Here is a 24,397-nt window from a genome sequence, read left to right as displayed (position 1 = left end):
CCTGTAGACGATGCTGCAGAGCATGCCCTATTCATGAGCAAAAATTAATGACATCTTCATTCTAAACATCTTATCCTTGCTAAAGTTTTTAATAATACCAGGGTTTAACAAAATAACTGGCTGATGACTGTCAGGCATTGGCACAAAACAAGCTAAATCAACACTATTATTTAGCTCAGGCGGTGAAAATAAAAAATTTGTTTCATCGATAATTCTTGCTTGATTTTCAGGGAGGTTATATTTATAAATTTTTTTCAATGAATCAATAACTTCCAGAGGGGTATCGCCAAGGAATTCCCATCTATCTAAATATCTATTATAGTTGTTAGCTACAATTTCTCGAGATTCCAAGAATTCATCTTCAAGTAAATTCAACAAATTAATTATAAATGAGTAACTAAGTTCTAACTTACTATTATTAAGCGGTTTACTTTTACCAAAATGATAGAGTTCTGGGTTCGATAAATTTTCAGCAAGTAGGCTTTTGTAGAAAATTATTTTATCTCTATTCAGGCCATGAAGGACACCTTCGTAGTCATATTTCCACCACTCACCAAAAACTAGATGATCTATAGGGTTCGTATATGCAATATTTTTCAATTTTCTAGATCACACGCCTTATAAAACCTAGTTCTAACCTGCTTCCTACTCCAGAATGCTCTAAAAATCCAGTACCCAAGGAGTCCAGTAAAAGGCCAGATACCAGAAAACATGTTTAACAAAAGAAGCGCAACAGGAATTTGAACTCCCCAGACTGCCAAAGAGTTGGATTTGAAGTCATCTAAAGTAATTCCATAAAAGCGCTGCAGCGTAATATTTGAGTACGCAATACAGGCAAAAGGAATGATAAGTACTAAGAATATAGCTAGTTTGTAAAATGCATGAACAACCTCCTCGTTTGGAGATACAAAGCGCCCAAAAATTACACAGAAAGAAATAAATAGAATAAGAGTAAAGACAAAAACTTTAGCAAATACCTTATCTATATAATTTTTTATAGATATAAAATCTTCATTTCGCATTTCTTCTTTATGCTTACTGCCCAGCACAAATAAAATTCCACCAGAGAAGCTCGATATTATTATAAAAATAACTATATGGAATTGAATAGCAAATCTCATTCCCGCCAGTTCAATAATTCCAGCAGCAGAAATCAATGCTGTAAAAACTATATTACCTCCGTAATCCACGAAAGCAGAACCAAGTGAAGGTAAAGAAATTTTTTCCCAACCTTTATAGTTACTAACGATGATCTCTGATTTTTTATTGTATTTTTTCTTTTCCTTCCTGAATACCATGAAAAGGTATGCAAGAGGGATGAATGAAGCGATGGCGCTTCCTAAACCTGCCCCAAAAACTCCTAACTCAGGAAAGAAAAATAATCCGTAGATAAGAAAAAGATCAATAATTAAATTAAATGGAGCAGTTATACAGAATATGATAATTGGAACTTTTGTTTTACCCCAAGAAACCAATTGTATTGCCACAAGTGTTGAGATAGTTTCGGCAACGAGACTAGGTACTCTAGCAGCAAAGTATAAAAGTGCAGCGGTCCAAACAGGATCAGAATTATTTCGATAAATCAGTATTGAAAATACTATACCCACAAAAGAAATAAACAGCGAAATAGGAACAAATATTTTAAAAAATAGTTTTATTCCAATAGTTTCGTGACTCGAATCAGAGTTTACTCGTGGTGCGAGAATTCTATAGGCCATTAAGGCACCGAGAATACAATTTACTGGAAGCTCATAGAATGAAGCTCCTAAGGATACACCCGCAAGAGCATAAGTTGAGTAATAAGAAATTAATGCTGAATCTGTTAAACCAACAACTATACTTCCTAAAGTTGCAAGAAGAGAAGGCCAGACATATTTAAGTAAATTATTTTTAGTTTTATTCTTGCTATTCATGGTTTTTCTCTGACCCCTTGAATGATACAGCATATACAGGTAGATAACTAAGATCAGCAGGTAGTCCCAATAATCCAAGGATTCTAGAATCCCTGAATGCAGGTGTTATATGCGGAGTTATTGCCAGTGATGCCAACTTCCAAAGCAACTCATTTGTAACTTTTGCAGTATCAATCCACAAGCCACGTAGTGCACGTTCATGACGGTACCTCCACTGATGTCTTTTTATGTCAGATACATAAATAACAGATACGCTAGATGTTAAGGGTGCAGGCTGGCCGACTAAGGCTTCTTGAAATTCTTTACGATCTGCTTTGTTATCAATCTGCAATAAATTTTTATTGACCAAATCATATCTATAGATTCCTTCATCCATCCCTTCAACAGAGTAAACAACAACATATACATCCAAAGACGGCCCAAAATTTACTAATGCATTTAAGGGATTCTTTTGGTTGTCTATCGTTCTAAATTTACTTAATTTATCGAACCCGTCTAGTAAAATATGAGAAATATCAGAGTACTTTAAACGCGAACCTTGAGGGATGTAAGTAGTTCTTCTGTTAACAAGAATATCTTTTCTGGAAAAATTCTGATCTATATCATTTTTTAATTCATATACAGTTTCTGAATTTGGGATTAATTCAGACGGAAATTCATCTTTATCTGCATAGCCAGCCAATACTTTTTTATGCACATCATTAAAGTTGAAACCAGCATCCTCATATTTGCCGTCAAGTGTTGACAAGTAAAATGGGACACTTTCACCCCAGCCATTTTCGTACCATTTTTTATAACTAATAATGTCCTTATCTAATCCTCGAAAATCGAAATGTTTTTCTGAAATTGAAATTGCAAGTTTTTTAGCATCAATTGTATATTTTTTTGATGAACCAAGTGGGTTTAGGAAAACTTTACCATTATTAAATTTATACTGAGAAATAATTGTTAGTTTCATTTTGATATAAACGACTTTCCTACTTGTACTTCTTTGGAATTAGCTATTCTGTATCCGGCAGAAATGATGTATATGGGGCTTTCCGATGCAAGACTCTCAGAAGATATAATTCTTTGCAAATAACTATCATTAAATCCTTGGTGCCCATGAGAAATTGTATTCCCGGTATCCATCAGAGATTCCACTAGGCCTCCTAGATGCCCTGCATCATAAAATAAAGTCCTAAAAGTGCGAGGCTCCCTGTACCTATACATATTCCTCTCGAAGTCTGATGCAACTATAAAAATTAATTTAGGAGTAACAGGTAATCTAAAAGCTCCAGGAATATTTTTCTTAAGTTTCTCTACTGTAGGAGCTTCAGAAATTTTTCTAAGGTCTTCGGTGCCAATACTAACTTGATAAACTCCAGAAAATTCGCTTTCTACTACAATTAAATAAAGCTCTGAAGGATGCCGCGCTCCCCCCTGAAGGACTGGTTCTGCTTAGGTGATCAGTTCCATTTGTTTTAGACGGATATTTACCTCTTGGAAATGCTACTAATACCGACACAACTTTTGCCTTTTCCAATATATCTAAATCGTCAAAAGATGGTTCACTTACTATTGAAGAGATTCATCGAAATTAGGTAAATCTATATAGTTATCGCTTTTAGGTTCAATGTATCTTTTCGTATCATTTTGAATTTTTTCATAATCCATCATTTGTCTTTTATCTAATGATTGACCATTAGATGAGTAGTCATTGAATGGGTAGTTCCAAGATATTCTTGTGTATCTATAAGCCTGACGCCATCCCAGTTTTTCCCATCTCTCTTTTTCGTATTGTTTTTCATTTCTTCCTTAATGGGAAATTGTGTCGCATTTTAGAGATATCCAAAATGCGACACACTATAAATTATTGCGTTCTAACGAATAACGTTTCCCTGCTAAATCAGCGCCGGAGTTTTCTCAGTAACTTCTTCAAGAATCATTTCAACGTTGTCGAGATTTAGTTCTTGGTTCATTTTTTCACCTCCTTTCCATGAGGACTACACATCAAATGTAATAGACAGGTATCAGCTAAATATTTACTTAATTTTCCTGGAATTAACTATTGTATTTATGCCTCATTGGAAAAAATTTACCATAGCAATCTACATCACACAAGGGTTTATTTGGATTGTGTGAGGGTTATTCATAAGGGATGGCGCTCTCAAAGCGCGCCCGGTCTACACGGTAGGCAACCAGCTCGTCGGGGTAGGCAGGCTTCACCTCTGCCGCAAGATTCAGGTATTTTTGGGTAAAAGAGGCGCTTTTTTCGCAGAACCCGCAATCGAGGTCATAGAGCAGAGCCCCGATAAATGCCTGTTTCATCGAGCGTCCTTTCGTGTGAGAATCTGCTGCACCAGTTGATGGGCAATGCGCTCTATACGCTGGTTAAGACCTACCTAGTCTGCGCCGGTCGCCCTCCTCCCCACCCTAGAAAGAAAATTTCAGGTATATCTGAAACATCAGCCCTCTCAGTAGCACGGACGCCTCCTACAGCAGGCTTGCCAGGGTGTGGGCGACCCCGTCCTCATAAACACTCAGGGTCACTTCTTTCGCCACGGCGATAACCTCATCGGGTGCCTCGCCCATGGCGACGCCTCGCGCTGCCCAGTGAATCATCTCTTTATCGTTATACCCATCGCCAATAGCGATAGTGTAAGCGGGATCCACCCCCAGTTGGCGGCGCAACTGCTCCAGGGCTGATGCTTTAGAAACACCATGGGCGGCAATATCGAGCCATGCGCTCCACCCCACCGCGTAGTTCACACCGTGCAGACCAGCCTGATAGATAGCCTGCTTGAACTCGTCCTGATCGACGTCTTCAGCGAAAATAACGACGCGCGTGGCGGCGTCCATCTGCAGCAGCTGATCCTTGGTGACAGGCACTGAAGTTGCACCGAAGGAGCCGTCCTGAAAATTAGCGGTGGCATAGATAGTGCCGTCTTCTGATTCCAGCGCCATCTGGGCGTAGGGCACTTTCTCGGCAAGAAGGTGCAGAGCTCGGCTGGGGTTGAAAACAACGCTGTCTGCTACCCGGCAACCGTCAATAAGGCGGGGGTTGAGTTCTAGGGTGACCGCACCGTTTGAGGTGACCATGTACCCGTCGGTCAGACCCAGCTTTTGGGCAATGGGGAAAGCAGCTTGGCGCGAGCGTCCGGTGGAAACAATGACGTGGTGCCCCGCCGCCATCACCTCTTGTACCACCTTTTTGACGGTCTCGCTCATGGTGCCGTCGTGATGCACCAGGGTACCGTCGATATCAATTGCCACCAGATAGGTGGCGTCCTCTTTCGCCCAGTCGCTGGTGACGGGCGGGTGTACGCGCATCTTTTCAATCATTGTGTTCACCATTTCTTCAGTGTCTACTATCTTCTAAGCCTATCGCTTACCTGCACGTAACGCGGTGGTAAACGGTACATGAAGAAAAGGGGGTGTTGAGACTGGCGGTAGGGGGACGCGCGTTGCCCCTTTCACCGGTTGCTTCACCTTATGACGCCCGAAAGTGCCATACACGGGTACTTTTATCTCTCCCCCCAGCACGGCATTTTGAGGCGAAGTAAACTTCTCCGGCGCTCTCCTAGAGGTATTCCTCGCAACCTCTAGAAGCGACCGTAGGTGCCCTTAGATCTCAGGTACGAGCTGATGACCCCGTAGGTGGGGCTGAAAAGATAGACGATGAAGAAAAGACCGCCAAGGAGTAAGACCACGGCACCGCCGGGGGAAACATCCAGATAGTAGCTGGCGTAGAGCCCGGTGACAGACCCCACCACAGAAACCGCGCACGAAACCAGCAGCATCCGCGGAAAACGGTTGGTCAGCATCCGAGCCGTTGCACCGGGAATAATGAGCATGGCAACCACTAACACCACGCCCACCACCTGCAGGGCAATCACATTGGTTAGCGCAAGCACCACCAGCAGCAGAGCCCCCAAAAGGTGCGGACGCATGCCAATAGCGTGTGCGTACCCCGGATCAAAAGCGTACAGAGTGAGGTCTTTGCGCTTGATAAGCAGTACCAGGGCAACCAGCGCACCCAAACCGCCCACCTGTAGCAGATCACCCGCAGAAACGCCCAGCACGTTACCGAAAAGAATATGGTGTAAATCAGTGTTCGAGGGCGTCACTGATATCAGCACCAGCCCCAAGGCAAACAGGGTGGTAAAAACAATACCGATTGCTGCGTCCTCACGGATGCGCGGGCTACCGCGGCGCACCAGCCCAATCAAGCCCACCGCAACCAAGGCAGCCACAAGCGCACCTGCTGAAAAGGGCGCACCAAAAATGTAGGCGAGCACTACGCCGGGCAACACCGCATGAGAAATCGCGTCCCCCATCAGCGACCAGCCCATTAGTACCAACCAGCATGAGAGCAGGGCGCAGGTCAGCGCGGCAAGAACGGTCACCGCTAGGGCACGCACCATAAAATCGTAGGCAAGGGGATCAATCAAAAATTCCATTACTACTGCCCTTCCCCACCTAGAACGTTCATGCCGAAAGCCGTCACCAGATTTTCGGGAGCCAGCACCTGCTGCGGTTCCCCGTGCATCACAATAGTCTTTCGGAGCAAAGCCACCTCATCAGCCATCTGACTCAGCGACTGCAGATCGTGGGTAGAGACAAGCACCGTGGCACCGGCAGCAGCCAGGTCTTTAAGAACCTCCACCAGCATTGCCTCACTGCGCTTATCAACACCTGCAAAAGGCTCGTCCAGCAGAAATAGCTGCGCCTGCTGGGCAATAGCGCGCGCCACGAAAGCACGCTTGCGCTGACCGCCCGAAAGCTCACCAATCTGACGGTCGGCGAAATCAGTCAGCTCAATCTGCGCCAAAGCCCGATCAACCCGAGCGTGCGCTTGCGCGTTCATACGCCGGGTAAACCCCAGGTTTTGATAAACACCCATCGACACCACATCGCGCACAGATACGGGGAAAGTCCAGTCGATATCTTCACTCTGCGGTACGTACGAGACGATCCCCTGCGCCCGCGCTTTCGCAGGGTGCATACCGGCAATCTGAACAGTGCCCGCCACGGACGGCACCACGCCCATAATCGCTTTAAAAAGAGTTGATTTGCCCGAGCCGTTCATACCCACCAGCCCGCAGATTGTGCCACGGTTCAAGCTCAACGTTGCCCGCTCTAACGCCTGAACCTCACGGTAACGCACGCTCACCGCCTGCACCTCTAAGACAGGACGCGTTGCCAAGGCCCGATCAGCAACAGAATCCGCCATCAACGCGTTAGCCCCTGACGAATCAGCTCAGCGTCATGTTTCAACAGATCCAAATAGGTAGGCACCTGCCCGCCCTCATCAGATAAAGAATCCACGTACAGGGTGCCGCCGAACTCTGCCCCGGTAGCCTCAGCGACCTGCCGCATCGCGTCCTGATTCACTGTGGACTCACAGAACACCGCGGCAATCTTGCCCTCACGAACGGTCTCAATAACCTCAGCGACCTGCGCCGGAGTAGCCTGCTCCTCAGAGTTCACCGGCCACAGGTACGCCTCATTCAAACTCGCATCCTGTGCCAGGTAGCTAAACGCGCCCTCGCAGGTCACCAAGGTACGCTGGTTCGGCTCTAACCTCTCAAGACCCTGCACCAGATCATCGCGCACCTGCTGTAACTGCTGTTTGTAGGTATCTGCATTCGCGCGGAACTCATCGGCGTGCTCGGGGTCAAGTTCCGCAAAAGTTTCAGCGATATTATCAACGTAAACCTGCACGTTGCTGGGGCTCATCCACGCGTGCGGATTAGGGGTGCCCGGCTCACCGGCGATATCAATAACCTCAACGCCCTCGCTCACCGTGACATGCTGAACATCGGCCTCGCGGGTGAACCGCTCAAACCATGCCTCAAGGTTCAACCCGTTATTAAGCACCACATCGGCATCATGCACCCGGCGAATGTCGCTGGGCGTCGGGTCATACTCATGCACCTCGACACCGGGCTTAATCAAAGACTCCACCACCAGGTGCTCACCGGCAACGTTCTGAGCGATATCCTCAACCACTGTAAAGGTTGTCAGGACGCGCGGGGCGTCCTCACTGCCCGCCGCCGAACCTGCGCCGGGCGTATCCGTCGAAGAGCACCCCGCAAGTAGCAGAGCAGATGCTGTCAAAATCCCAGTGACACCGCGTGAGTGTGCCTGTACGCAAGAGAAAAACGTCATTGTTATAGCTTTCTGCCGATCTGAAACCCAGGGCTTAAGCCTACATCTTTGGAGGTGCCAAAAGAATGGTAATGTTCCCTAGTTCACCTGCGCCAGCTAGGTAGAAACTAAGGGTAATCTACTTTTAGATAGCCCTTAGCCCCTCACCGACGGTGAGCGGCACTTGCGAGAAAGACCTGATACTCATGACTACACACTTGCCCAAGATTCTACGCAGTGTTGCGGTGGCAACCGGCGCCGCTGTCACCGCGGTGGCAGCCCACGACTTGACGCAGAAAAAGCACTCTCTGCTGCGCAGTTTTCCCGTGCTCGGTCACGGCCGCTACTTCATGGAGCACATGCGAGCGCCCATGCACCAATACTTCATCGAAAATAACTACGACGGTCGTCCCTTTGACCGCGACACCCGCTCCATGATTTACGAGTATTCCAAGGGTTTGGGCGGTGAGAAAGCCTTCGGCACCGAACGCAAACCCCAGACCGAGGGTTATGAGACGCTGCGGCATACAATGGCACCGGTGGAGCAGATGAAGGACGCGCCCAAAGTACGTTTGGGCGGACCCGACTGCACCCAGCCCTATGACATTTCTATTTTCAATATCTCGTCGATGAGCTTCGGTTCGCTTTCATCGAATGCAGTATTGGCGATGAACAAGGGAGCGGCTATGGGTGGTTTCGCGCAAGAAACCGGTGAGGGCGGCATTACCGACTACCACCTGAAATACGATGCTGATCTTATGTGGGAGTTCGGCTCTGGTTACTTTGGTTGCCGCGATGAAGAAGGCAACTTCAGCCCTGAAATCTTTGCCGAAAAGGCAGCGTACCCGCAGGTTAAGGGCATCATGGTCAAGCTCTCTCAGGGCGCCAAACCGGGCATGGGCGGTCTGTTGCCGGCAGCTAAGGTGACAGCAGAAATTGCTGCTGCCCGAGGCGTCCCCGAAGGCGAAGACTGCCTAAGCCCCTCGGCGCACTCAGCGTTCTCCACCCCGCTAGAACTCATGCACTTCGTCAAGCAGCTGCGCGAACTTTCCGGGGGTAAGCCCATCGGTTTGAAGTTCTGCGTTGGCTCAACCATTGAGGTGCTCTCGCTCTGCAAAGCAATGCTCGAAACCGGCATCACCCCCGACTGGATCACCGTGGACGGCGCCGAAGGTGGAACCGGCGCGGCACCCATCGAATTTGAAGACACCGTGGGCACCACCCTCACCGATGGTCTCTATATTCTGCAAAACAGCCTCGTTGCCGCAGGTCTGCGCGACAAAATCGTTATCGGCGCGGCAGGCAAGATCGCCGGCGGCGCGGACATCATCAAACGCATCGCGCTCGGTGCTGACTTCACCAATTCAGCACGCGGCATGATGATGGCAGCCGGATGCCTGCAAACCCAGCAATGCCACGAAAACACCTGCCCCACCGGCGTCGCCACCCAAAACCCCTGGCTCGTGCGCAGCCTCGACGTTGATGACAAAGGCACCCGTATTCGCAACTACCACGCGGGCGTCATTCATTCAGCAACCCGCCTGCTCGCGTCCATGGGTCTGCGCTCCTTCGACGATCTCAGCCCCGAGCACGTCATGCACCGCACCAGCGTCACCCACAGCCAGTCCCTCGCCCAAATCTACAACTGGCTAGAACCCGAATCATTCCTCACCGGCACCGCCCACGAAGACTGGCAAAGCTGGTGGGACAGGGCGGACGCGCGCTCCTTCGCCGTATCGCACAAACAGCACCAGCGTTCAGTCAGCAAACACACCGCCACAAGCGAATAAAGAAAAGCGCGGGATGAGAAACTCACAACGTTTCTCACCCCGCGCCATACCGCGCCCATCTGAGCCAACAGCACGCGTCCGTGCTCGACCTTGCAGAGCTAGGAAACTACCGGGATAACATCCGCCTGCTCCGCTAACGCTTCGCCCCTGAGCACAAATTTCTGCTTCCTCGCACACTCGGAAAATTCGCGTTCAGCCCATCTACGGACGCAGCACCTCAGCTTTATAGAGCTAGGAAACTACCGGAATAACCTCAGCGCCGCCCATGTAGGGACGCAAGGCTTCGGGAATGCGGATTGAGCCGTCTGCCTGCTGGTGGGTTTCCATAATGGCAACCAGCCAGCGGGTCGTCGCCAAGGTGCCGTTGAGGGTAGCCACTGTGCGGGTTGCGCCCTTCTTGGTCTTGCCGTTGACGTCTACGGTGTCAGGCATGCGCTCACGAATATTCAGGCGACGTGCCTGGTAGGTGGTGCAGTTAGAAGTAGAGGTCAGCTCGCGGAAAGTGTCCTGAGTCGGAACCCACGCCTCGCAGTCAAACTTACGGGCAGCTGAAGTGCCCAAGTCACCGGCAGCAGTGTCAATCACGCGGTAGGAAAGCTCGCACTTAGCCAGCATCTCTTCTTCCCACGCCAGCATCTTAGCGTGCATCTCTTCAGCCTCTTCAACGGGGCAGTAGACGAACATCTCTGCCTTATTGAACTGGTGTACACGAATGATGCCGCGGGTATCTTTACCCGCCGAACCTGCCTCGCGGCGGTAACAGGATGACCAGCCCAAGTACTTCTTAGCACCCTTTTCAAAGTCAATAATCTCATCGGCATGGTAGCCAGCCAACGCCACCTCAGAAGTACCTACTAGGTAAAGGTCATCGCGCTCAAGACGGTAAATCTCGTCATCGTGTTCAACGTTGAACCCGGTGCCGTTCATGACTTCAGGACGCACGAGAGTGGGGGTGGTCATCATGGTGAAGCCGTTAGCGCTTGCCTGATCCAGCGCCATCCACATCAGTGCCTGCTCCAAGCGGGCAATCTGACCCTTCAAGAAGTAAAAGCGAGCGCCCGATACTTTAGCGCCGCGCTGCATATCAATACCATCAACCAGCTCACCGATTTCGAGGTGGTCGCGGGGTTCAAAACCCTCAGCGGCGAAATCGCGGGGAGTGCCCACGGTCTTTACAACAGTGAAATCGTCTTCGCCACCGGCAGGAACACCCTCAATAATGAGATTCTTGACCTGACCGAGCAGCTCATCCGTGGTCGCTTGAGCCTCTTCATTAGCGCTTTTAGCAGCGTTTACACGGGTAGCGAGCTCTTTGACCTCAGCCAACAGAGCCTTCTTCTCGTCGCCCTGCGCCTTAGCAACCTTCTTGCCAAAAGCGTTCTGTTGGGCGCGCAGAGTCTCGTATTCGCCGATAGCTGATCGACGGGCAGCATCAGCCTCAAGAATTTGGTCGATAATTCCCTCATCAGCGCCGCGGGCACGCTGAGAATTACGGAACAGGTCAGGGTTTTCGCGCAGGAGGTTAATGTCAATCACGCCTCTAAATTTACCGTATGCGCCTAATCCTTGCCCAATAATGAGGCGTTGTCACGGGGAAAACCTGCTGGACGATTCCACAGCGACCACGTGCGTCCGCATAGTGGGTACTGATAAGACGCCCCACTGTGGTGTCTTTTATCCTGCGGAAAGGCGTTACGCCCGCGCACGTAATAAAGAGAGGTAGCAATTATGCTTAGGAGTATGTCTTTATCTACTCTTGCCGAGAAGCTGCTGGCTAAGCGCACCCTCATTACCGGTGCCGGTCTTGCATTTTTGGGCTTCACAGCGCTGAGTGCGATTAGTTTGCGGACGGTGCTCTACCACCGACCAGACCTGCTGCCGGTACATTCTTTCACCTACCGGCCGCTTACCCCCACCGCCGCTCAGCGTGTAGGTATTGTCTACAACCCCTCAAAAGCTCGCGCGCAGCCTGCATTGCAGGTCATTTACCGGGCGCTATCTGAGGCAGGGTGGCAACCCGCCAAAATGTACGAAACCACCGTTGAGGACGGCGGCATTTCAATAGCACGTCAAGCCGTGGACGAGGGCGCAGAGATTGTTCTGGTCGTCGGAGGTGACGGTACGGTAGGTGCGGTCGCAGCTGCCCTGCGCGATACCGATATTCCGATGGGCATTGTTCCTATGGGCACCGGCAACCTGCTGGCACGCAACCTCGGGTTAGACGTGCATGACATTCCCGCCTGCGTCAATATTGCCCTTTTCGGCAGTGAACGCCCGGTCGATATGGTGCGGCTCAATACGGTGTTCTCTGACGGTAGCCGCGGCCGGCGCGACTTTCTGGTGATGGGTGGTGCTGGTTTTGATGCGCTGGTTATGACCGACACAGACCCCGACCTTAAATCTAAGTTCGGTTCTATTGCCTACTTTGTGGCTGCTGGTAAGCACCTGTTGGCTCGGCGTAAGCGCGTGCGTATCACCATTGATGGGCAGAAATCTTTTGGGCGCAAGATGCGCGGAGTTCTAATCGCCAACTGCGGTGAGATTCAGGGCGGTATTAATCTGGCGTCTACCACCACCGCGTCCGACGGCAAACTTGAGGTTATTGTGCTGTCACCGCGTACCCTGCTGGGTTGGCTGAACCTCGTTATTCGTATCGCTACCCGCCAGTTTGGCGGGCGCACCCCGGTACTTGAGCATATTGTGGGCGAGGAGGTTCACCTGGACTTCCTGAAAGATCCGCAGCCCGTTGAGGTAGATGGCGACATTGTGGGTGAAGCAGCTAGCCTGCACGCCACGGTACACCCGAAGGTGCTGAACGTAAAGGTTTACAAAGCACCCACCGAATAGCGGTCACTATTCGCGGGTGTGGGTGGGCGCGTCCTACAATGAAAACCATGCGTTACACCTTTCTCGGTCCCGCCGGAACTTTCACTGAACAAGCCCTGCTCTCGTATACGGGGGCGGACGTGCCGCGCGTGCCTGCGGTGTCGGTTCCGGCGGCTTTGGAGATGGTGGCAAACGGTGAAGTAGACGCCGCGATGGTGCCCATTGAGAACTCTGTGGAGGGTGGTGTCACTGCTACTCTCGACGCTATTGCTCAGGCTCAGGACGCACGGATTATCGCTGAAGTGCTCGTACCCGTCTCCTTCGTTTTGGTGGCGGGAGAGGGCGTGACTCTGACTGATGTCACTACCGTTTCAACCCACACCCATGCTTGGGCGCAGGTGCGCCAGTGGGCAGCTGATACCCTGCCGCAGGTTGAGTACCTGCCCGGTTCTTCTACTGCAGCGGCTGCGCTGGGGCTGATTCATAACGAGTCGCCGGGTTATAACGCTGCTATCTGTTCCCCCATCGTTGCCCAGCAAAACCCCGAGTTACAGGTGCTCGCCGAGGATATTGGCGATAATAAGCAGGCAGTAACCCGCTTTGTGCTGGTGGCACGCAACGGGCAGATCCCTGAGCCGACCGGGGCTGATAAAACGACCCTCGTGATTCCCCTACCGGTTGATAGACCGGGTGCTCTGCTTGATCTGCTGGAGCAATTTTCAACCCGCGGCATCAACCTTTCGCGCATTGAGTCACGACCGACCGGCGAGTTCTTGGGTTCTTACTTTTTCTCTATTGACGTAGACGGTCACATCTACGACGCACGTGTGCGCGATGCCCTGCGCGGGCTTCACCGCGTATCGCCGGGCATCCAGTTCTTGGGTTCTTACCCCCGCGCTGATTTGCGGCATGTAGAAACCCCTGAGTTCCATCGCGATGATGCCTTCGATGCGGCGCGCAACTGGGTTGAATCGCTCTTTCCCCACGGACGTCCGGAACACCTGCGCCACGGTATTTAACGCTATATGATGGACGCACTGTGCAGGCTTACTCCGCACGAAAGTGCCACAAGGGAGCGTATTTAACCCCTGGTGTGGCGCTTAGATTTTTTCTTGGTGCGACCTTCTGAGTTATCCATAGGTTACAGACCTACCGGGTGCGAGCACGGCACCTTTCATACACACTGGTGAGCATAGAAGCACGTCACGATGTCAAGACCTCAACCCAGCTCGTCGCCGAGGGAATGAGCCGCTCAGCCACCGTCCGCAAGGCGTGCCAAGGGCAGCTTGTTAAACTGCGCCACGGTATCTATATATCTGCCGACAGGTGCCGGCAGCTCACACCCTTTGAACGATACCGTGCCCACCACACTGCGGTGATAAAATCCGGCAAAAACTATTCTGGCACGTTCATCGGCAGTAGTGTTCTTTAGTGCGATGACTGGGTTTCTGACGGGCTCCATCAAGACTCGGAGGGCCGGCAGGGGTGCCGGTTGGGTGGTGCTGCCACCTAGCATCCTGACGGGTTGATGTTACAGGGAGTTTTTGGTGTGGGTGTGACTAGGTGTTTTGCTGGGTTTGTTATTGAATTGTTATCTACTAAGTTGACTCAGCGTGAGGGGGTTTGATTGGATTAAAGTAATCTCCATCACCAGAGTGAAGATGCTCTGGAACGAGAGGAAGGACAATGACCCTTGTAAAAAAATTCCAGCTGGCACAGTTGCTCCTATAGCCTTTCTGACTATTGGTTCTTTATTGGCAACTACGTTACCTACTCAAGCCGGGAGGTCTCTGTCCCGGTTACAAATAGCGTCTCCTCTTATCAGGATTATCAACACCTAACGCTTGGAGAGCAAGCATATTTTATTTTTCCCAATGAGGGACAAGCTCAAGAGCGCGAAGAATTTATCGATTTAATTACTAAATGGACTAACGCTAAAGAAGATTATTCAGAAACATCTTTTCGAGCACTACCTGCTGTTTTAGCTCCATTTGCAGCTGTGCTGGGCACATGTGTAGTAGGAGCATTGGTCGGTACTACCTATTCAGAAGTTAAGACACTCATCTTTGAGGGGCGTTATACTGAAGCGAACGAGCGTATGGAAGGGGTGATTGATGGATGCATTACATCAGTTATACAGGTAGCTTTGCGCCCAGTCACCAAAAAAGCAAGTGACTCAGTGAAGACTTGGATCCGTGACTTCATCAGAAAAGACAAGCGAGGTGGAGAACCTGATGCTAAGTAGTAGAACATCCGGGGCACTTATTCTGGGAGCAATCTCAGGTTTTCTTTTTCGATTACCTATCTTCGGGGAGGGATGATTCCGACTGGGGTGTAGTGCCCTCAGTGAGTTCAATACTATTCTTCTCCCTATCTTTTGCGCTAATTAATAAAATCACTTTGATTATAAAAAATAAGGAATGAATCCTAGACTCTTTCTGCTGGTGGAAAAGTTACCCGCTATGGCGGATAGATATTTAATAAATAATATTATGAACATTGGTTAGTGCGTTAAATTTTTCACTGCATGAATAATGAGTGGAGGCAATTTTTTCAAATACTTCCACTCATTATTTAAATTTTCGAGGGTTATTCAAAGCCCATTCCAGCCACCAAAACACCACCCTGCACACTCCACGCGCCCTTTGAAACCCCGAATGCAACATTCGTCAGGTTTTGATTTGAGCAACGACCCTCTAAGAGGAGAAAGTTATTTACTTAGGGAACCCTAATGCTTGTTTCGGTAGGTTCTAGTTTCGATAGGCTATAGCCCAGCTAGCACACCAACAAATCAACGCTAGGACACCTTTTTGCCTGATGCTGGTGATGCTGAGTTTTTGGGCGTTTGCAGGGATTGAGGATGCTCTTATTCGTAGGTTTTTGGGGAGTAGTACCCCCCCCTTACGCTGCCCATCCGCCAAATCGCCCCACACGGGCACAGAACGGGCGTACGGCTACTTTTATTAGCCTGGAAGCTGCTAGAAAGACCCTGAGAGAGCTTTGAGGACATACAGCGAGCAACCACAGCAGGGAAAACAGCATCCGCGCCCTCAAACAGCGAATTACGGCCCTTAGACGGACTCAGCGCATTCACCGCAGAATCACCAGCACAGGCACGACGTAACAGCTCGGCAATATCTTGGGCGAAGCGGATAGGGGGGGGCACGATGGCTGCACCTCCGTTTTTCAAATAGTAAGTAGGGATATGGCTCCCCGGGTCACCGAGTGCAAGAAACGAGAGCAAAAAAATGGGCAACCGCAGGAAGAACCACCCGGAGTAAAAACGAAACCATGTGCAAAATGAGGCCTCCTCAAAAGTTGCTAACCAACCTCTAGCGAAATGAACGCCCAGCCCTATCTGTCACCTCAACAACCACACCCATAGCCGCTCACTCACCAAGCCCCTAAAATTACCATTTAAGAATTCTATTAAGTCCTTAAAGCACCGCGGGCGGCATGCGTCCGTACAGTTAAAGAGCAGATGAGTGAGCGTGCTGAGTCAGTCGCCGAGACTCTGGTGCAGTTGCTGCTTCATGAGTGGGGTGTAGACATGCCGGTGGAGCAGGCAGAGCTGGTGACACTCAGTGGTGCCCACTACCGCCCCGATTTTTTGTGGCAGAAACAAAAGCTGATTCTGGAGGTTGATGCTGAGGTCAAGTACTCGGGTGCCTATGGGGATCCGACGGAGGTTATTCAGGCTGAGCATCGACGTCAGCGCGAGCTAGAACACGCCGGGTAGAAGGTCATTCGCGTGCTGTGGGCTGAAATTGTGATTAGCCCCTAGACCCTACGCCAGGTATTAGCGGAGGCTAGGGGTGGTGTAGCCGGGCGGATGCGTCCGAAGACTTACTCTGCCTACCCTTGACACCCCCTAAGTGTGTAAAATGGGTCACACGGAGCTAAGGAGGTTTCTCATGCCTAACACTTTTGCAGAGTTGGACGCGCGTGCCACCAGACAAGACAAAGAGCGGGCGGGCACGCGTAAAAGTTACACGGTGGTGGCTGCCGGGGTTGCCCTGTGTCTGGGGCTTTTACCCCTGTGGCGGTATCTTTTTCCTGATGCCATTATCTGGTTCTCTGTGGGCACCGTTGTTCTCGCGATTGCTATAGCTGTCGGGGCGGCGCTTGCCTTCAGACCAAGCTACGACCCGATGCGAGCGGTAAACGGCAAAGCCTCCGCGCTGCGCATTGGTTTTCTTCTTGTCGCATTTTCTGTTTTGCAGCTCTTCCACCCGGATGTGCTGCCCTTGGTGCTTCTTCAATCGGCGGTGGTTGTCCTGTTCTTTTTCGCCGCCAGTTGGATGTTGCGCCCGCCACGCAACTAGGCGCGTCCGCCCCCAGCGATGGTGGTGACCAGCTCAACACCCCGTGTGTTTGCGAGGTTGCCCCAGTAACCGGCATAAAGTCCTACTATGGGTGGAGTTCTTTTTCACACCCACCGGTTTGGAGACTTTATTGAGCGCTACCGCCCCACACAGCCAGCCCCATGATAAGGGCTTGGCATCTGACCGCCTCGGTTTGGCTTCTTCGACAGTTGTTGGCTTAGCATCGACAGCCCCTCTTTACTCTTTAGCGGCGACCATTGGATTTGTGGTCATGGCGGTGGGTGTGCAGGCTCCTATTGCGCTGATTATTGCGTTTGTGATTATGCTGCTGACCGCTTTTGCCTATAAAGAGTTCAACACCGCAGTACCTGATGCGGGCACCTCTTTCACGTGGGTGACGAAGGCTTTTGGCCCGGTGTGGGGTTGGCTATCGGGCTGGGGAGTGCTGGTGGCAGGCGTCATTATTATGGCAAATCAGATTGAGATTGCCGCCCGTTACCTGTGGTTGATGCTCGGGGATGGTTCTCTTGCGGATAACAAGCACCTGGTCACGGGTACTGGGGTGCTACTGATTGCTTTTACAACCTGGATTTCGCACCGCCATGTTGAGGCAGGTGCGTACACCCAATGGGGTCTGATTATTATTCAGTACCTGGCAATCGGTATTTTGCTGGTAGGTATTGTGAGCGCCTTTATAAGTGGCTCGCTTACCCCCGCCTTGGATTTTTCGTGGAGCTGGTTTAATCCTTTTGCCGCTGATTTCAACGGACTTTTGCAGGCTGTTTTGATTGCCATTTTTATTTATTGGGGCTGGGATACTTCACTCTCCCTCAGCGAAGAAACTAAGAATCCCCACAAAACTCCCGGTCAGGCGGCTATTCTTTCAAGCTCTCTTCTGGTGCTTACCTATGTTGCTGTCACCGTCATCATCATGATGTACGCAGGTGTTGGCGATACCGGCATCGGCCTTGCCAACGAAGAAATCGTTGATGACGTGTTTTTTGCTTTCAAGGACGCGACCCTAGGGTCTCTGGGATGGGTACTGGTTCTCGCGGTGGCAGTTTCAGCGCTTGCCACCTGCCAGACCACGATTTTGCCGACCGCCCGTAGCGTCTTTGCGATGGGCGTGTACAAGGCTCTGCCGCCAAACTTTGCGAAAACCCACCCGGTCTTTCGAACCCCGGAGCCTGCCACAATGATAATGGGTATCGTCTCTGCTGTCTTTTACGCTGGCATGAGCTACATCAGCACTAACATGCTGGCTGACACCGTTGAAGCGACCTCCCTGGCAGTGGGCTTCTACTACTGCGTAACCTGCTTTGCTTGCGTCCGCTACTTTAAGGGCGATATTTTCACTTCGACCCGAAACATTATTAACCGCCTGGTGCTGCCGCTGGTGGGCGGCGTTCTCATGCTCTTTGTGCTGGTCTTCTCGATGATTAATATGGTGAACCCAGAGTACGGTATGACCCAAGCCTTCGGAGTCTCGGGTGTCTTTTTGACGGCGGTGGTTGCTTTCGGCATCGGTGGAATCGTCATGGTTTTCTGCTCGCGCCAAGAGTCGATGCGACCCTTCTTCCGCGGAGAATCGCTGAATATGAGTACCGGTGTGAAGGTTCCAGAGACTGAGGATCTGCCGCTGGACCCTAAGATCTAACTTCTAAGTACCGGTAGGATGCCGAGATACCAGATTAAACCCGGGATCTCGGCGCCTTACTTGTATGTCAGCGTTTTGCCGGTGCTTCAGTACTTCAAGCGCAAGCTCTAACCCGCCAAGTCCAGGGAAAGCCTCCTTCACGCCCGGGTATACCAGCGCACCGGCGTCCGTGTTGAGACCTACCAGTGACGCAGAAACTGCAGGACGCGCGGCTCAGTCTTTGTGAGCAGGTATACAGGCGCAGCTTTCCCCTTTTCGCGGGTAGGTTTTTATCTCGTTGAGGATTAGACTAAAAGGACACCCATCAATGGTGATAGGAAAGGAACGCACCACCATGCGTATTAGTATTCCCCGCGAGATTAAGCCCCGCGAACAACGAGTAGGCGCGACCCCCGACGGCGTAAAAGCACTGGTCGATGCCGGTCACGAAGTTTTTGTTGAACATTCAGCCGGCATGGGCGCTGGCTTCTCCGACGAGCAGTACACCCAGGCAGGCGCGCAACTGGTCAGCGCCGAGGACGCCTGGGGCAAGGCAGAGCTACTAATCAAGGTCAAAGAACCTATTGAGTCTGAGTACAAGTACTTCCGCGAAGACCTCACCCTGTTCACCTACCTGCATCTAGCGGCTGAACCTGAACTCACCAAGGCTCTGTTAGAGGCCGGCACTCGCGCTATCGCCTACGAAACCGTAGCAAACGGACGCGCTCTACCTCTGCTACTGCCCATGAGTGAAGTTGCCGGGCGTTTGGCTGCCCAGGCTGCCGCGCAGTACCTGCTCAACACCGAGGACGGGCCAGGCATTCTGTTGGGCGGTGTTCCCGGTGTAGCTCCAGCCCGTGTTGTGGTGCTGGGTGGCGGTAACGTGGGCACTCAGGCAGCGCAACTGGTGGTTGGTCTCGGTGCTGAGGTCACTATTTTGGAGGGCTACGGCCCGCGCGTACGCGAACTTGCCACGCAGTTTGGCTCAACGGCGCGCGTCCTCACCAGCACCCCAGCAAATATTGAGCGTGAAATCGCTGATGCCGATGTCATTATTGGCTCAGTACTGGTACCCGGCGCTAAGACTCCCAAGCTAGTGCGTCAAGAGCACCTGGCAAACCTCAAGCCCACCGCACTGCTGATTGATGTTGCTATTGATCAGGGCGGTTGCTTTGAGACCTCCAAACCCACCACCTACGATGACCCCATCTACAAGGTAGAGGGTATTCGCCACTACTGCGTTGCCAACATGCCCGGCGCGGTTGCGCGCACTTCAACCATTGCGCTGACCGATGCAACCCTGGGGTACGCGCTGAAGCTGGCTGAGGGTGTGGAACAGGCACTTACCTCCAACGATGATCTAGCGAAGGGTCTGAACACAGACGCCGGTAAAATCACCCACCCCGGCGTGGCAGCAGCCTACCCCAAGCTACCTGCAACATAAGATCACCGCGCAGATGACGACATAAAAATTGCGGGCACCACCCCATGGGGATGCCCGCAATTTTTCGTTTAAGACTGACTGCTTAGTTCAGCTGCGCTGCCGCCTCAGGGTCAGAGTCATTGAGGAACTTTTCAATACGCTGCGCCTCATCAGTTTCACCGATTTCAGCCGCTGCCTTGCCCAGCAGATTCAGTGCTTTAAGAAAACCGCGGTTGGGTTCGTGGCTGAAGGGAATCGCACCGTGACCTTTCCAGCCGTTGCCGCGTAGCACGTCCAGCCCGCGGTGGTAGCCCACTCGCGCAAAGGCGTAGCCCTCAATGAGCTTGCCCTCAGCCAGGGTTTCTTCGGCGAGGTTTGCCCACGCCAGCGATGATTTGGGGAACTTCTGCGCGGTTTCAGCGGCGGACGCGCCATCGGCTACCGCAGCCAGTAGCTCGGTTTCTTCGGGTAGGTAGGTGGGCGCGGGACCGTCCAGCAGATTCTTACCGGCAAGTGACATGGGGGGTGCTCCTTCAAATCGATCGTGTAGAACTATGTTCAGCTTACAGGGGCGAGAGGATGTGCGTCATCTTCTACGCCCCCGTCAGGGGTGACCGCGAAAAGTCATGCTGACCGTGATATGTACGGTCACCTCTTATTTTTGGTGGTCACCTCGGCAGGTGGGGACACGCATCCCTCCCCCGCCCTTACTCGTAACTCGTAACGTAGGGCGTCAATCGGGTTGAGCTTGGCTACCTTTTGTTCGCCGCAACACTCACAAGACTCAGAAGAACCCTGTGGTTCTCACCTTCTTGTTCTCTATTGTGAGGGGCTGCCCACACTACAAAGGGCATCGAAAACACGAGCGACATGAATATAGTTCACAAAAATGAACCACTGAGCTTCCTACACCCTACCCACTTACTCCTTGGAGAGTAGGTAGACAACAAGGGGCTAGGCGGACGCGTCCGCACGGTCAAGTTTTACCCCTCGCACCAGCACGCGGTCACCCCAAAGTGACGGTGTTGAACATTGCCCATCACACGCTCATCAGTAATGATCAGACCACAAGTTTCAGCACCAGCAGAACACAAAAACCCACCCACTCACCGTAGAGAGCAGGTGGGTCTTCTCAGCTTTATCAGCAGGTTAGGCTAACGCACTTACCCTTTCTGAGACAGAAAATTTACCCCTCACTAACTCGGAATTTTCTGTCTCAGCCAGGCAAGTAAAGCGCTCTTGCGAGCCTCACCGGGGCTCACGCACTTTACTTGCCGAGTGAAGTGCCGGTTGAACCGAGCTGAGCTGCAGCTTCAACAACGCGAGCAGCCATACCTTTTTCAGCAGCAGCACCCCATACTCGGGGATCATAAGTCTTCTTGTTACCAACTTCGCCATCAACCTTAAGCACACCGTCATAGTTGCTGAACATGTGAGCAACAACGGGGCGGGTGTAAGCGTACTGGGTGTCAGTATCGATGTTCATCTTGATAACACCGTACTTAACAGCGTCAGCGATTTCCTGCTCAGTTGAACCTGAACCACCGTGGAATACGAGGTCGAAAGGCTTGTCCTTGCCATACTTCTTACCGATAGCGTCCTGAATTTCCTTCAGCAACTCGGGGCGCAAGTGAACGTTACCGGGCTTGTATACACCGTGAACGTTACCGAAGGTCAGTGCTGCCATGTAGCGACCGTTCTCACCCAAACCAAGAGCGTCAACAGTCTTCTGCGCGTCCTCGATGGTGGTGTAGAGAGTGTCATCGATAGCGCCTTCAACGCCGTCTTCCTCGCCACCCACAGCACCAATCTCAACCTCAAGAACGATCTTCGCCTTGTTGGTACGAGCCAGAATATCTTGAGCGATCTTCAGGTTCTCGTCCAGCGCGATTGCTGAGCCGTCCCACATGTGTGAGTTGAAGATGGGGTCTTTGCCGCGAGCAACAGCCTTCTCTGACTCTGCGAGCAGGGGCAGCAGGTACTCATCTAGCTTGTCCTGAGGGCAGTGGTCGGTGTGTAGCGCAATGTTCACATCGTACTGTTCAGCAATAACACGAGCGTAAGCAGCCATAGCCAACGCACCGGTAACCATGTGCTTCTTTGAAGCGCCTGACCAGTACGCAGCACCACCGGTTGATGCCTGAATGATGCCGTCTGAGCCAGCTTCTGCGAAGCCCTGGATAGCAGCGTTCAGGGTCTGTGATGAAGTGACGTTAACTGCGGGGTACGCGAAGCCCTTGTTCTTCGCGTTGTCGAGCATTTCTGCGTAGACTTCCGGGGTTGCAATAGGCATGCTGACTCCTTGAATTGGATTATGACTCGCCTGGTTGATGAGTCTGTGTAGTTACTCGGGTCGCGTACTTACCGTGCGGTGAGGGCGCGCCCCTGCCTTCTTCAAGTCTACCAAGTTAAGCGCAAAAGCCCTCAGTCCACGGGCAAAAAATCGCACATAAACCCACTTAATAACAGGTTTTAAGGCTGCATTTACCCCACCTACCTAGGGGTCAAAAAACCTCATCTCAATATTCCTCACCTAGCCGCGTCCGCACGCTTAACCACCGCCCACCAGCACTGAAAAACAGGCGGACGCGCACACCCCTGTCATTACCGAAAGTTTTGTTACGCGCAACACGCCCAGATGAAGAAACCTGCACCTTATTTTCATCACCGACTCATCTTTCTCGGTTAAGGTATGAAAGCATCCACTGATGCCCACACACACTTAGCAAAGGAGCCCTCACGTGCACCACGACGAAAAACACGCTGAGCACCCCCACATGGTGGGTGACCACCTCAAGAACTACGAACCCATTCCCACCCAAGCAATCGGGCAAGTTCAGCTTTCACGCGGTGCCCAGTCAGAAGAAATCGACAGCAGTGAACGCACCAAACGCTTCATCGGCTTGATCGGCGCTCCCCTGCTCGCACTGGCAATCTACTTCATTATGCCCGCCGACGTTCCCCACGGCGCCAAGCTCACCGCAGCCACCGCAATCCTCATGGGTGGCTGGTGGATGACCGAAGCACTGCCCATCCCGGCAACAGCATTGTTGCCACTGGCGATCTTTCCCACCCTCAACTCAGAAGTCAAGATCAACGACATCGGCGCATCCTACGGCAACAGCATCATCTTCCTCTTCATGGGTGGCTTCTTGCTGGCGCTCTCTATGCAGCGCTGGAACCTGCACCGCCGCATCGCCCTACTGACACTGAAAATGATGGGAACCAAGCCCTCCTCCATGGTTGCGGGCTTCATGGTTGCTACCGGTTTTCTCTCCATGTGGGTTTCAAACACCGCAACCGCAGTCATGATGCTGCCCATCGGCATTTCAGTGCTCACCCTCATCGGTCAGATTCAGCACCCGCGCACTACAGCAGGCGGCGGCGCTGAAGACATCGTCAAATCCAACTTCGGCACCGCGCTCATGCTCGGCATCGCCTACGCAGCATCCATCGGCTCACTCGGCACCCTCATCGGCACACCCCCAAACACCCTGCTGGCTGGTTACATGGCAGACACCCACGGCGTCGAAATCGGCTTCGGTCAGTGGATGATCGTGGGCGTTCCCCTGGCGGTCGTCATGATGTTCATCTGCTGGTTCATGCTCACCAAAGTCGTCTTCAAACCTGAAATCGATGACATCCCCGGCGGTAAAGAACTCATCGCCAACGAATACACCAAACTCGGCAAGATGAGCTCCGGAGAAATTCGCGTCCTTATCATCTTCGTACTGGCAGCACTGGCATGGATCTTCGTACCGATTCTCTTCGACAAGCCCATGATTTCAGACGCCGGCATCGCTATTATTGTAGGTATTCTGCTCTTCCTGCTGCCCGCTGGCTCAGCCGGCAAAAAGGGCGTCCGTCTGCTCGACTGGGATACCGCGCTACAGCTACCCTGGGGCGTCCTGTTGCTCTTCGGCGGCGGTCTGGCACTGTCATCACAGTTCTCGTCATCAGGTTTGACCGATTGGATCGGTTCATCGGTTGCCGGTCTTGAAGGCATTTCAGTTCTACTGCTGGTTATTCTCTTCACCGCAGGCATCATCTTCTTGACCGAGCTGACCTCAAACACTGCAACTGCGGCAACTTTCTTGCCCGTTGCCGGTGGTGTAGCCATCGGTATGGGCTTCGACCCCATGCTGCTAGCTATTCCCGTAGCGCTGGCTGCAACCTGCGCCTTCATGCTGCCGGTAGCCACCCCGCCGAACGCTATCGCCTACGGTTCGGGTTACGTTTCCATCGGGCAGATGGTTAAGGGCGGCCTTTGGCTCAATCTCATCGGTATTGTGCTCATTACCCTGGTCACCATGACCCTGGCAGTCTGGATCTTCGGGCTGCAAGCCTAAAGT

General features: G+C 51.8%; 19 protein-coding genes. 8 read left to right on the top strand and 11 right to left on the bottom strand.

Annotation, left to right across the window (positions count from 1 at the left end; translation table 11 throughout):
- Positions 1 to 27 precede the first annotated feature (27 nt).
- The 8 genes from JR346_RS00930 to JR346_RS00895 all read right to left on the bottom strand — a co-directional run bounded on the left by JR346_RS00930 (position 28) and on the right by JR346_RS00895 (position 8,066).
- A complete protein-coding gene (locus tag JR346_RS00930) occupies positions 28 to 600 on the bottom strand; it encodes a hypothetical protein (RefSeq protein WP_205482581.1) in 573 nt (190 codons plus the stop codon).
- A complete protein-coding gene (locus JR346_RS00925; RefSeq protein WP_205482580.1) occupies positions 597 to 1,913 on the bottom strand; it encodes an MATE family efflux transporter in 1,317 nt (438 codons plus the stop codon). The genes JR346_RS00930 and JR346_RS00925 overlap by 4 nt, the downstream gene beginning before the upstream one ends.
- Entirely contained in the window at positions 1,906 to 2,871 is a 966-nt protein-coding gene (locus JR346_RS00920; RefSeq protein WP_205482579.1) for a hypothetical protein, read from the bottom strand. The genes JR346_RS00925 and JR346_RS00920 overlap by 8 nt, the downstream gene beginning before the upstream one ends.
- Before the next feature lie 1,169 nt (positions 2,872 to 4,040).
- Complete coding sequence (locus JR346_RS00915) at positions 4,041 to 4,223, bottom strand: hypothetical protein (protein ID WP_205482578.1); 183 nt, start codon at positions 4,221 to 4,223, stop codon at positions 4,041 to 4,043.
- A 165-nt stretch (positions 4,224 to 4,388) separates the two neighbouring features.
- The gene (locus JR346_RS00910) at positions 4,389 to 5,237 is read right to left on the bottom strand and encodes a Cof-type HAD-IIB family hydrolase (protein WP_239478953.1); all 849 of its coding nucleotides are present in this window, start codon (positions 5,235 to 5,237) and stop codon (positions 4,389 to 4,391) included.
- Between the two features lie 260 nt (positions 5,238 to 5,497).
- A complete protein-coding gene (locus tag JR346_RS00905; protein WP_205482577.1) occupies positions 5,498 to 6,355 on the bottom strand; it encodes a metal ABC transporter permease in 858 nt (285 codons plus the stop codon).
- Between the two features lie 2 nt (positions 6,356 to 6,357).
- Positions 6,358 to 7,128 (bottom strand): metal ABC transporter ATP-binding protein, encoded by a 771-nt coding sequence (locus JR346_RS00900; RefSeq protein WP_204877620.1) that lies wholly within the window; start codon positions 7,126 to 7,128, stop codon positions 6,358 to 6,360.
- Complete coding sequence (locus JR346_RS00895; RefSeq protein WP_205482576.1) at positions 7,128 to 8,066, bottom strand: metal ABC transporter substrate-binding protein; 939 nt, start codon at positions 8,064 to 8,066, stop codon at positions 7,128 to 7,130. Before JR346_RS00895 ends, JR346_RS00900 begins: the two co-directional genes overlap by 1 nt.
- 185 nt (positions 8,067 to 8,251) lie before the next feature.
- Here JR346_RS00895 and JR346_RS00890 point away from each other — a divergent pair, with 185 nt between their 5' ends.
- Positions 8,252 to 9,835 (top strand): FMN-binding glutamate synthase family protein, encoded by a 1,584-nt coding sequence (locus JR346_RS00890; RefSeq protein ID WP_204877622.1) that lies wholly within the window; start codon positions 8,252 to 8,254, stop codon positions 9,833 to 9,835.
- A 231-nt stretch (positions 9,836 to 10,066) separates the two neighbouring features.
- On the opposite strand, the gene serS is transcribed toward JR346_RS00890, so the two are convergent.
- A complete protein-coding gene (gene serS / locus JR346_RS00885; RefSeq protein WP_205482575.1) occupies positions 10,067 to 11,371 on the bottom strand; it encodes a serine--tRNA ligase in 1,305 nt (434 codons plus the stop codon).
- A 204-nt stretch (positions 11,372 to 11,575) separates the two neighbouring features.
- Between serS and JR346_RS00880 the strand changes: the two genes are divergently transcribed.
- The 6 genes from JR346_RS00880 (at position 11,576) to ald (ending at position 20,066) form a co-directional block, all read left to right on the top strand.
- Positions 11,576 to 12,682, top strand: a complete 1,107-nt coding sequence (locus tag JR346_RS00880) for a diacylglycerol kinase family protein (RefSeq protein WP_205482574.1) — start codon at positions 11,576 to 11,578, stop codon at positions 12,680 to 12,682.
- A gap of 47 nt (positions 12,683 to 12,729) precedes the next feature.
- On the top strand, positions 12,730 to 13,680 hold the full coding sequence (pheA, locus tag JR346_RS00875; protein ID WP_205482573.1) for a prephenate dehydratase: 951 nt from the start codon (positions 12,730 to 12,732) through the stop codon (positions 13,678 to 13,680).
- A 2,462-nt stretch (positions 13,681 to 16,142) separates the two neighbouring features.
- Entirely contained in the window at positions 16,143 to 16,400 is a 258-nt protein-coding gene (locus JR346_RS00870; protein ID WP_205482572.1) for a hypothetical protein, read from the top strand.
- Between the two features lie 175 nt (positions 16,401 to 16,575).
- On the top strand, positions 16,576 to 16,986 hold the full coding sequence (locus tag JR346_RS00865) for a hypothetical protein (RefSeq protein ID WP_205482571.1): 411 nt from the start codon (positions 16,576 to 16,578) through the stop codon (positions 16,984 to 16,986).
- A gap of 130 nt (positions 16,987 to 17,116) precedes the next feature.
- Entirely contained in the window at positions 17,117 to 18,643 is a 1,527-nt protein-coding gene (locus JR346_RS00860; protein WP_240333971.1) for an APC family permease, read from the top strand.
- 334 nt (positions 18,644 to 18,977) lie between these two features.
- Positions 18,978 to 20,066 (top strand): alanine dehydrogenase, encoded by a 1,089-nt coding sequence (gene ald / locus JR346_RS00855; protein ID WP_204877822.1) that lies wholly within the window; start codon positions 18,978 to 18,980, stop codon positions 20,064 to 20,066.
- 82 nt (positions 20,067 to 20,148) lie between these two features.
- On the opposite strand, the gene JR346_RS00850 is transcribed toward ald, so the two are convergent.
- Positions 20,149 to 20,565, bottom strand: coding sequence for a DUF3151 domain-containing protein (locus JR346_RS00850; protein ID WP_205482570.1), 417 nt, complete (start codon positions 20,563 to 20,565; stop codon positions 20,149 to 20,151).
- Between the two features lie 747 nt (positions 20,566 to 21,312).
- Complete coding sequence (fbaA, locus tag JR346_RS00845; RefSeq protein ID WP_205482569.1) at positions 21,313 to 22,338, bottom strand: class II fructose-bisphosphate aldolase; 1,026 nt, start codon at positions 22,336 to 22,338, stop codon at positions 21,313 to 21,315.
- Positions 22,339 to 22,822: 484 nt separating this feature from the next.
- Between fbaA and JR346_RS00840 the strand changes: the two genes are divergently transcribed.
- Positions 22,823 to 24,394 (top strand): DASS family sodium-coupled anion symporter, encoded by a 1,572-nt coding sequence (locus JR346_RS00840; protein WP_204877823.1) that lies wholly within the window; start codon positions 22,823 to 22,825, stop codon positions 24,392 to 24,394.
- The last annotated feature ends 3 nt before the right edge of the window (positions 24,395 to 24,397 follow it).

It is taken from the genome of Rothia sp. ZJ932, from assembly GCF_016924835.1.
Taxonomy (GTDB): Bacteria; Actinomycetota; Actinomycetes; order Actinomycetales; family Micrococcaceae; genus Rothia.
This window is presented reverse-complemented; position numbering and strand designations above follow the sequence as displayed.

Bases quoted from the DNA above. Each gene is read 5' to 3' on its own strand.
- JR346_RS00925 (WP_205482580.1), bottom strand. From the start codon at position 1,913: ATGAATAGCAAGAATAAAACTAAAAATAATTTACTTAAATATGTCTGG.
- JR346_RS00920 (WP_205482579.1), bottom strand. From the start codon at position 2,871: ATGAAACTAACAATTATTTCTCAGTATAAATTTAATAATGGTAAAGTT.
- JR346_RS00915 (WP_205482578.1), bottom strand. From the start codon at position 4,223: ATGAAACAGGCATTTATCGGGGCTCTGCTCTATGACCTCGATTGCGGG.
- JR346_RS00910 (WP_239478953.1), bottom strand. From the start codon at position 5,237: ATGATTGAAAAGATGCGCGTACACCCGCCCGTCACCAGCGACTGGGCG.
- JR346_RS00905 (WP_205482577.1), bottom strand. From the start codon at position 6,355: ATGGAATTTTTGATTGATCCCCTTGCCTACGATTTTATGGTGCGTGCC.
- JR346_RS00900 (WP_204877620.1), bottom strand. From the start codon at position 7,128: ATGGCGGATTCTGTTGCTGATCGGGCCTTGGCAACGCGTCCTGTCTTA.
- JR346_RS00895 (WP_205482576.1), bottom strand. From the start codon at position 8,066: ATGACGTTTTTCTCTTGCGTACAGGCACACTCACGCGGTGTCACTGGG.
- JR346_RS00890 (WP_204877622.1), top strand. From the start codon at position 8,252: ATGACTACACACTTGCCCAAGATTCTACGCAGTGTTGCGGTGGCAACC.
- JR346_RS00880 (WP_205482574.1), top strand. From the start codon at position 11,576: ATGTCTTTATCTACTCTTGCCGAGAAGCTGCTGGCTAAGCGCACCCTC.
- pheA (WP_205482573.1), top strand. From the start codon at position 12,730: ATGCGTTACACCTTTCTCGGTCCCGCCGGAACTTTCACTGAACAAGCC.
- JR346_RS00870 (WP_205482572.1), top strand. From the start codon at position 16,143: ATGAGTGAGCGTGCTGAGTCAGTCGCCGAGACTCTGGTGCAGTTGCTG.
- JR346_RS00865 (WP_205482571.1), top strand. From the start codon at position 16,576: ATGCCTAACACTTTTGCAGAGTTGGACGCGCGTGCCACCAGACAAGAC.
- ald (WP_204877822.1), top strand. From the start codon at position 18,978: ATGCGTATTAGTATTCCCCGCGAGATTAAGCCCCGCGAACAACGAGTA.
- JR346_RS00850 (WP_205482570.1), bottom strand. From the start codon at position 20,565: ATGTCACTTGCCGGTAAGAATCTGCTGGACGGTCCCGCGCCCACCTAC.
- fbaA (WP_205482569.1), bottom strand. From the start codon at position 22,338: ATGCCTATTGCAACCCCGGAAGTCTACGCAGAAATGCTCGACAACGCG.
- JR346_RS00840 (WP_204877823.1), top strand. From the start codon at position 22,823: ATGGTGGGTGACCACCTCAAGAACTACGAACCCATTCCCACCCAAGCA.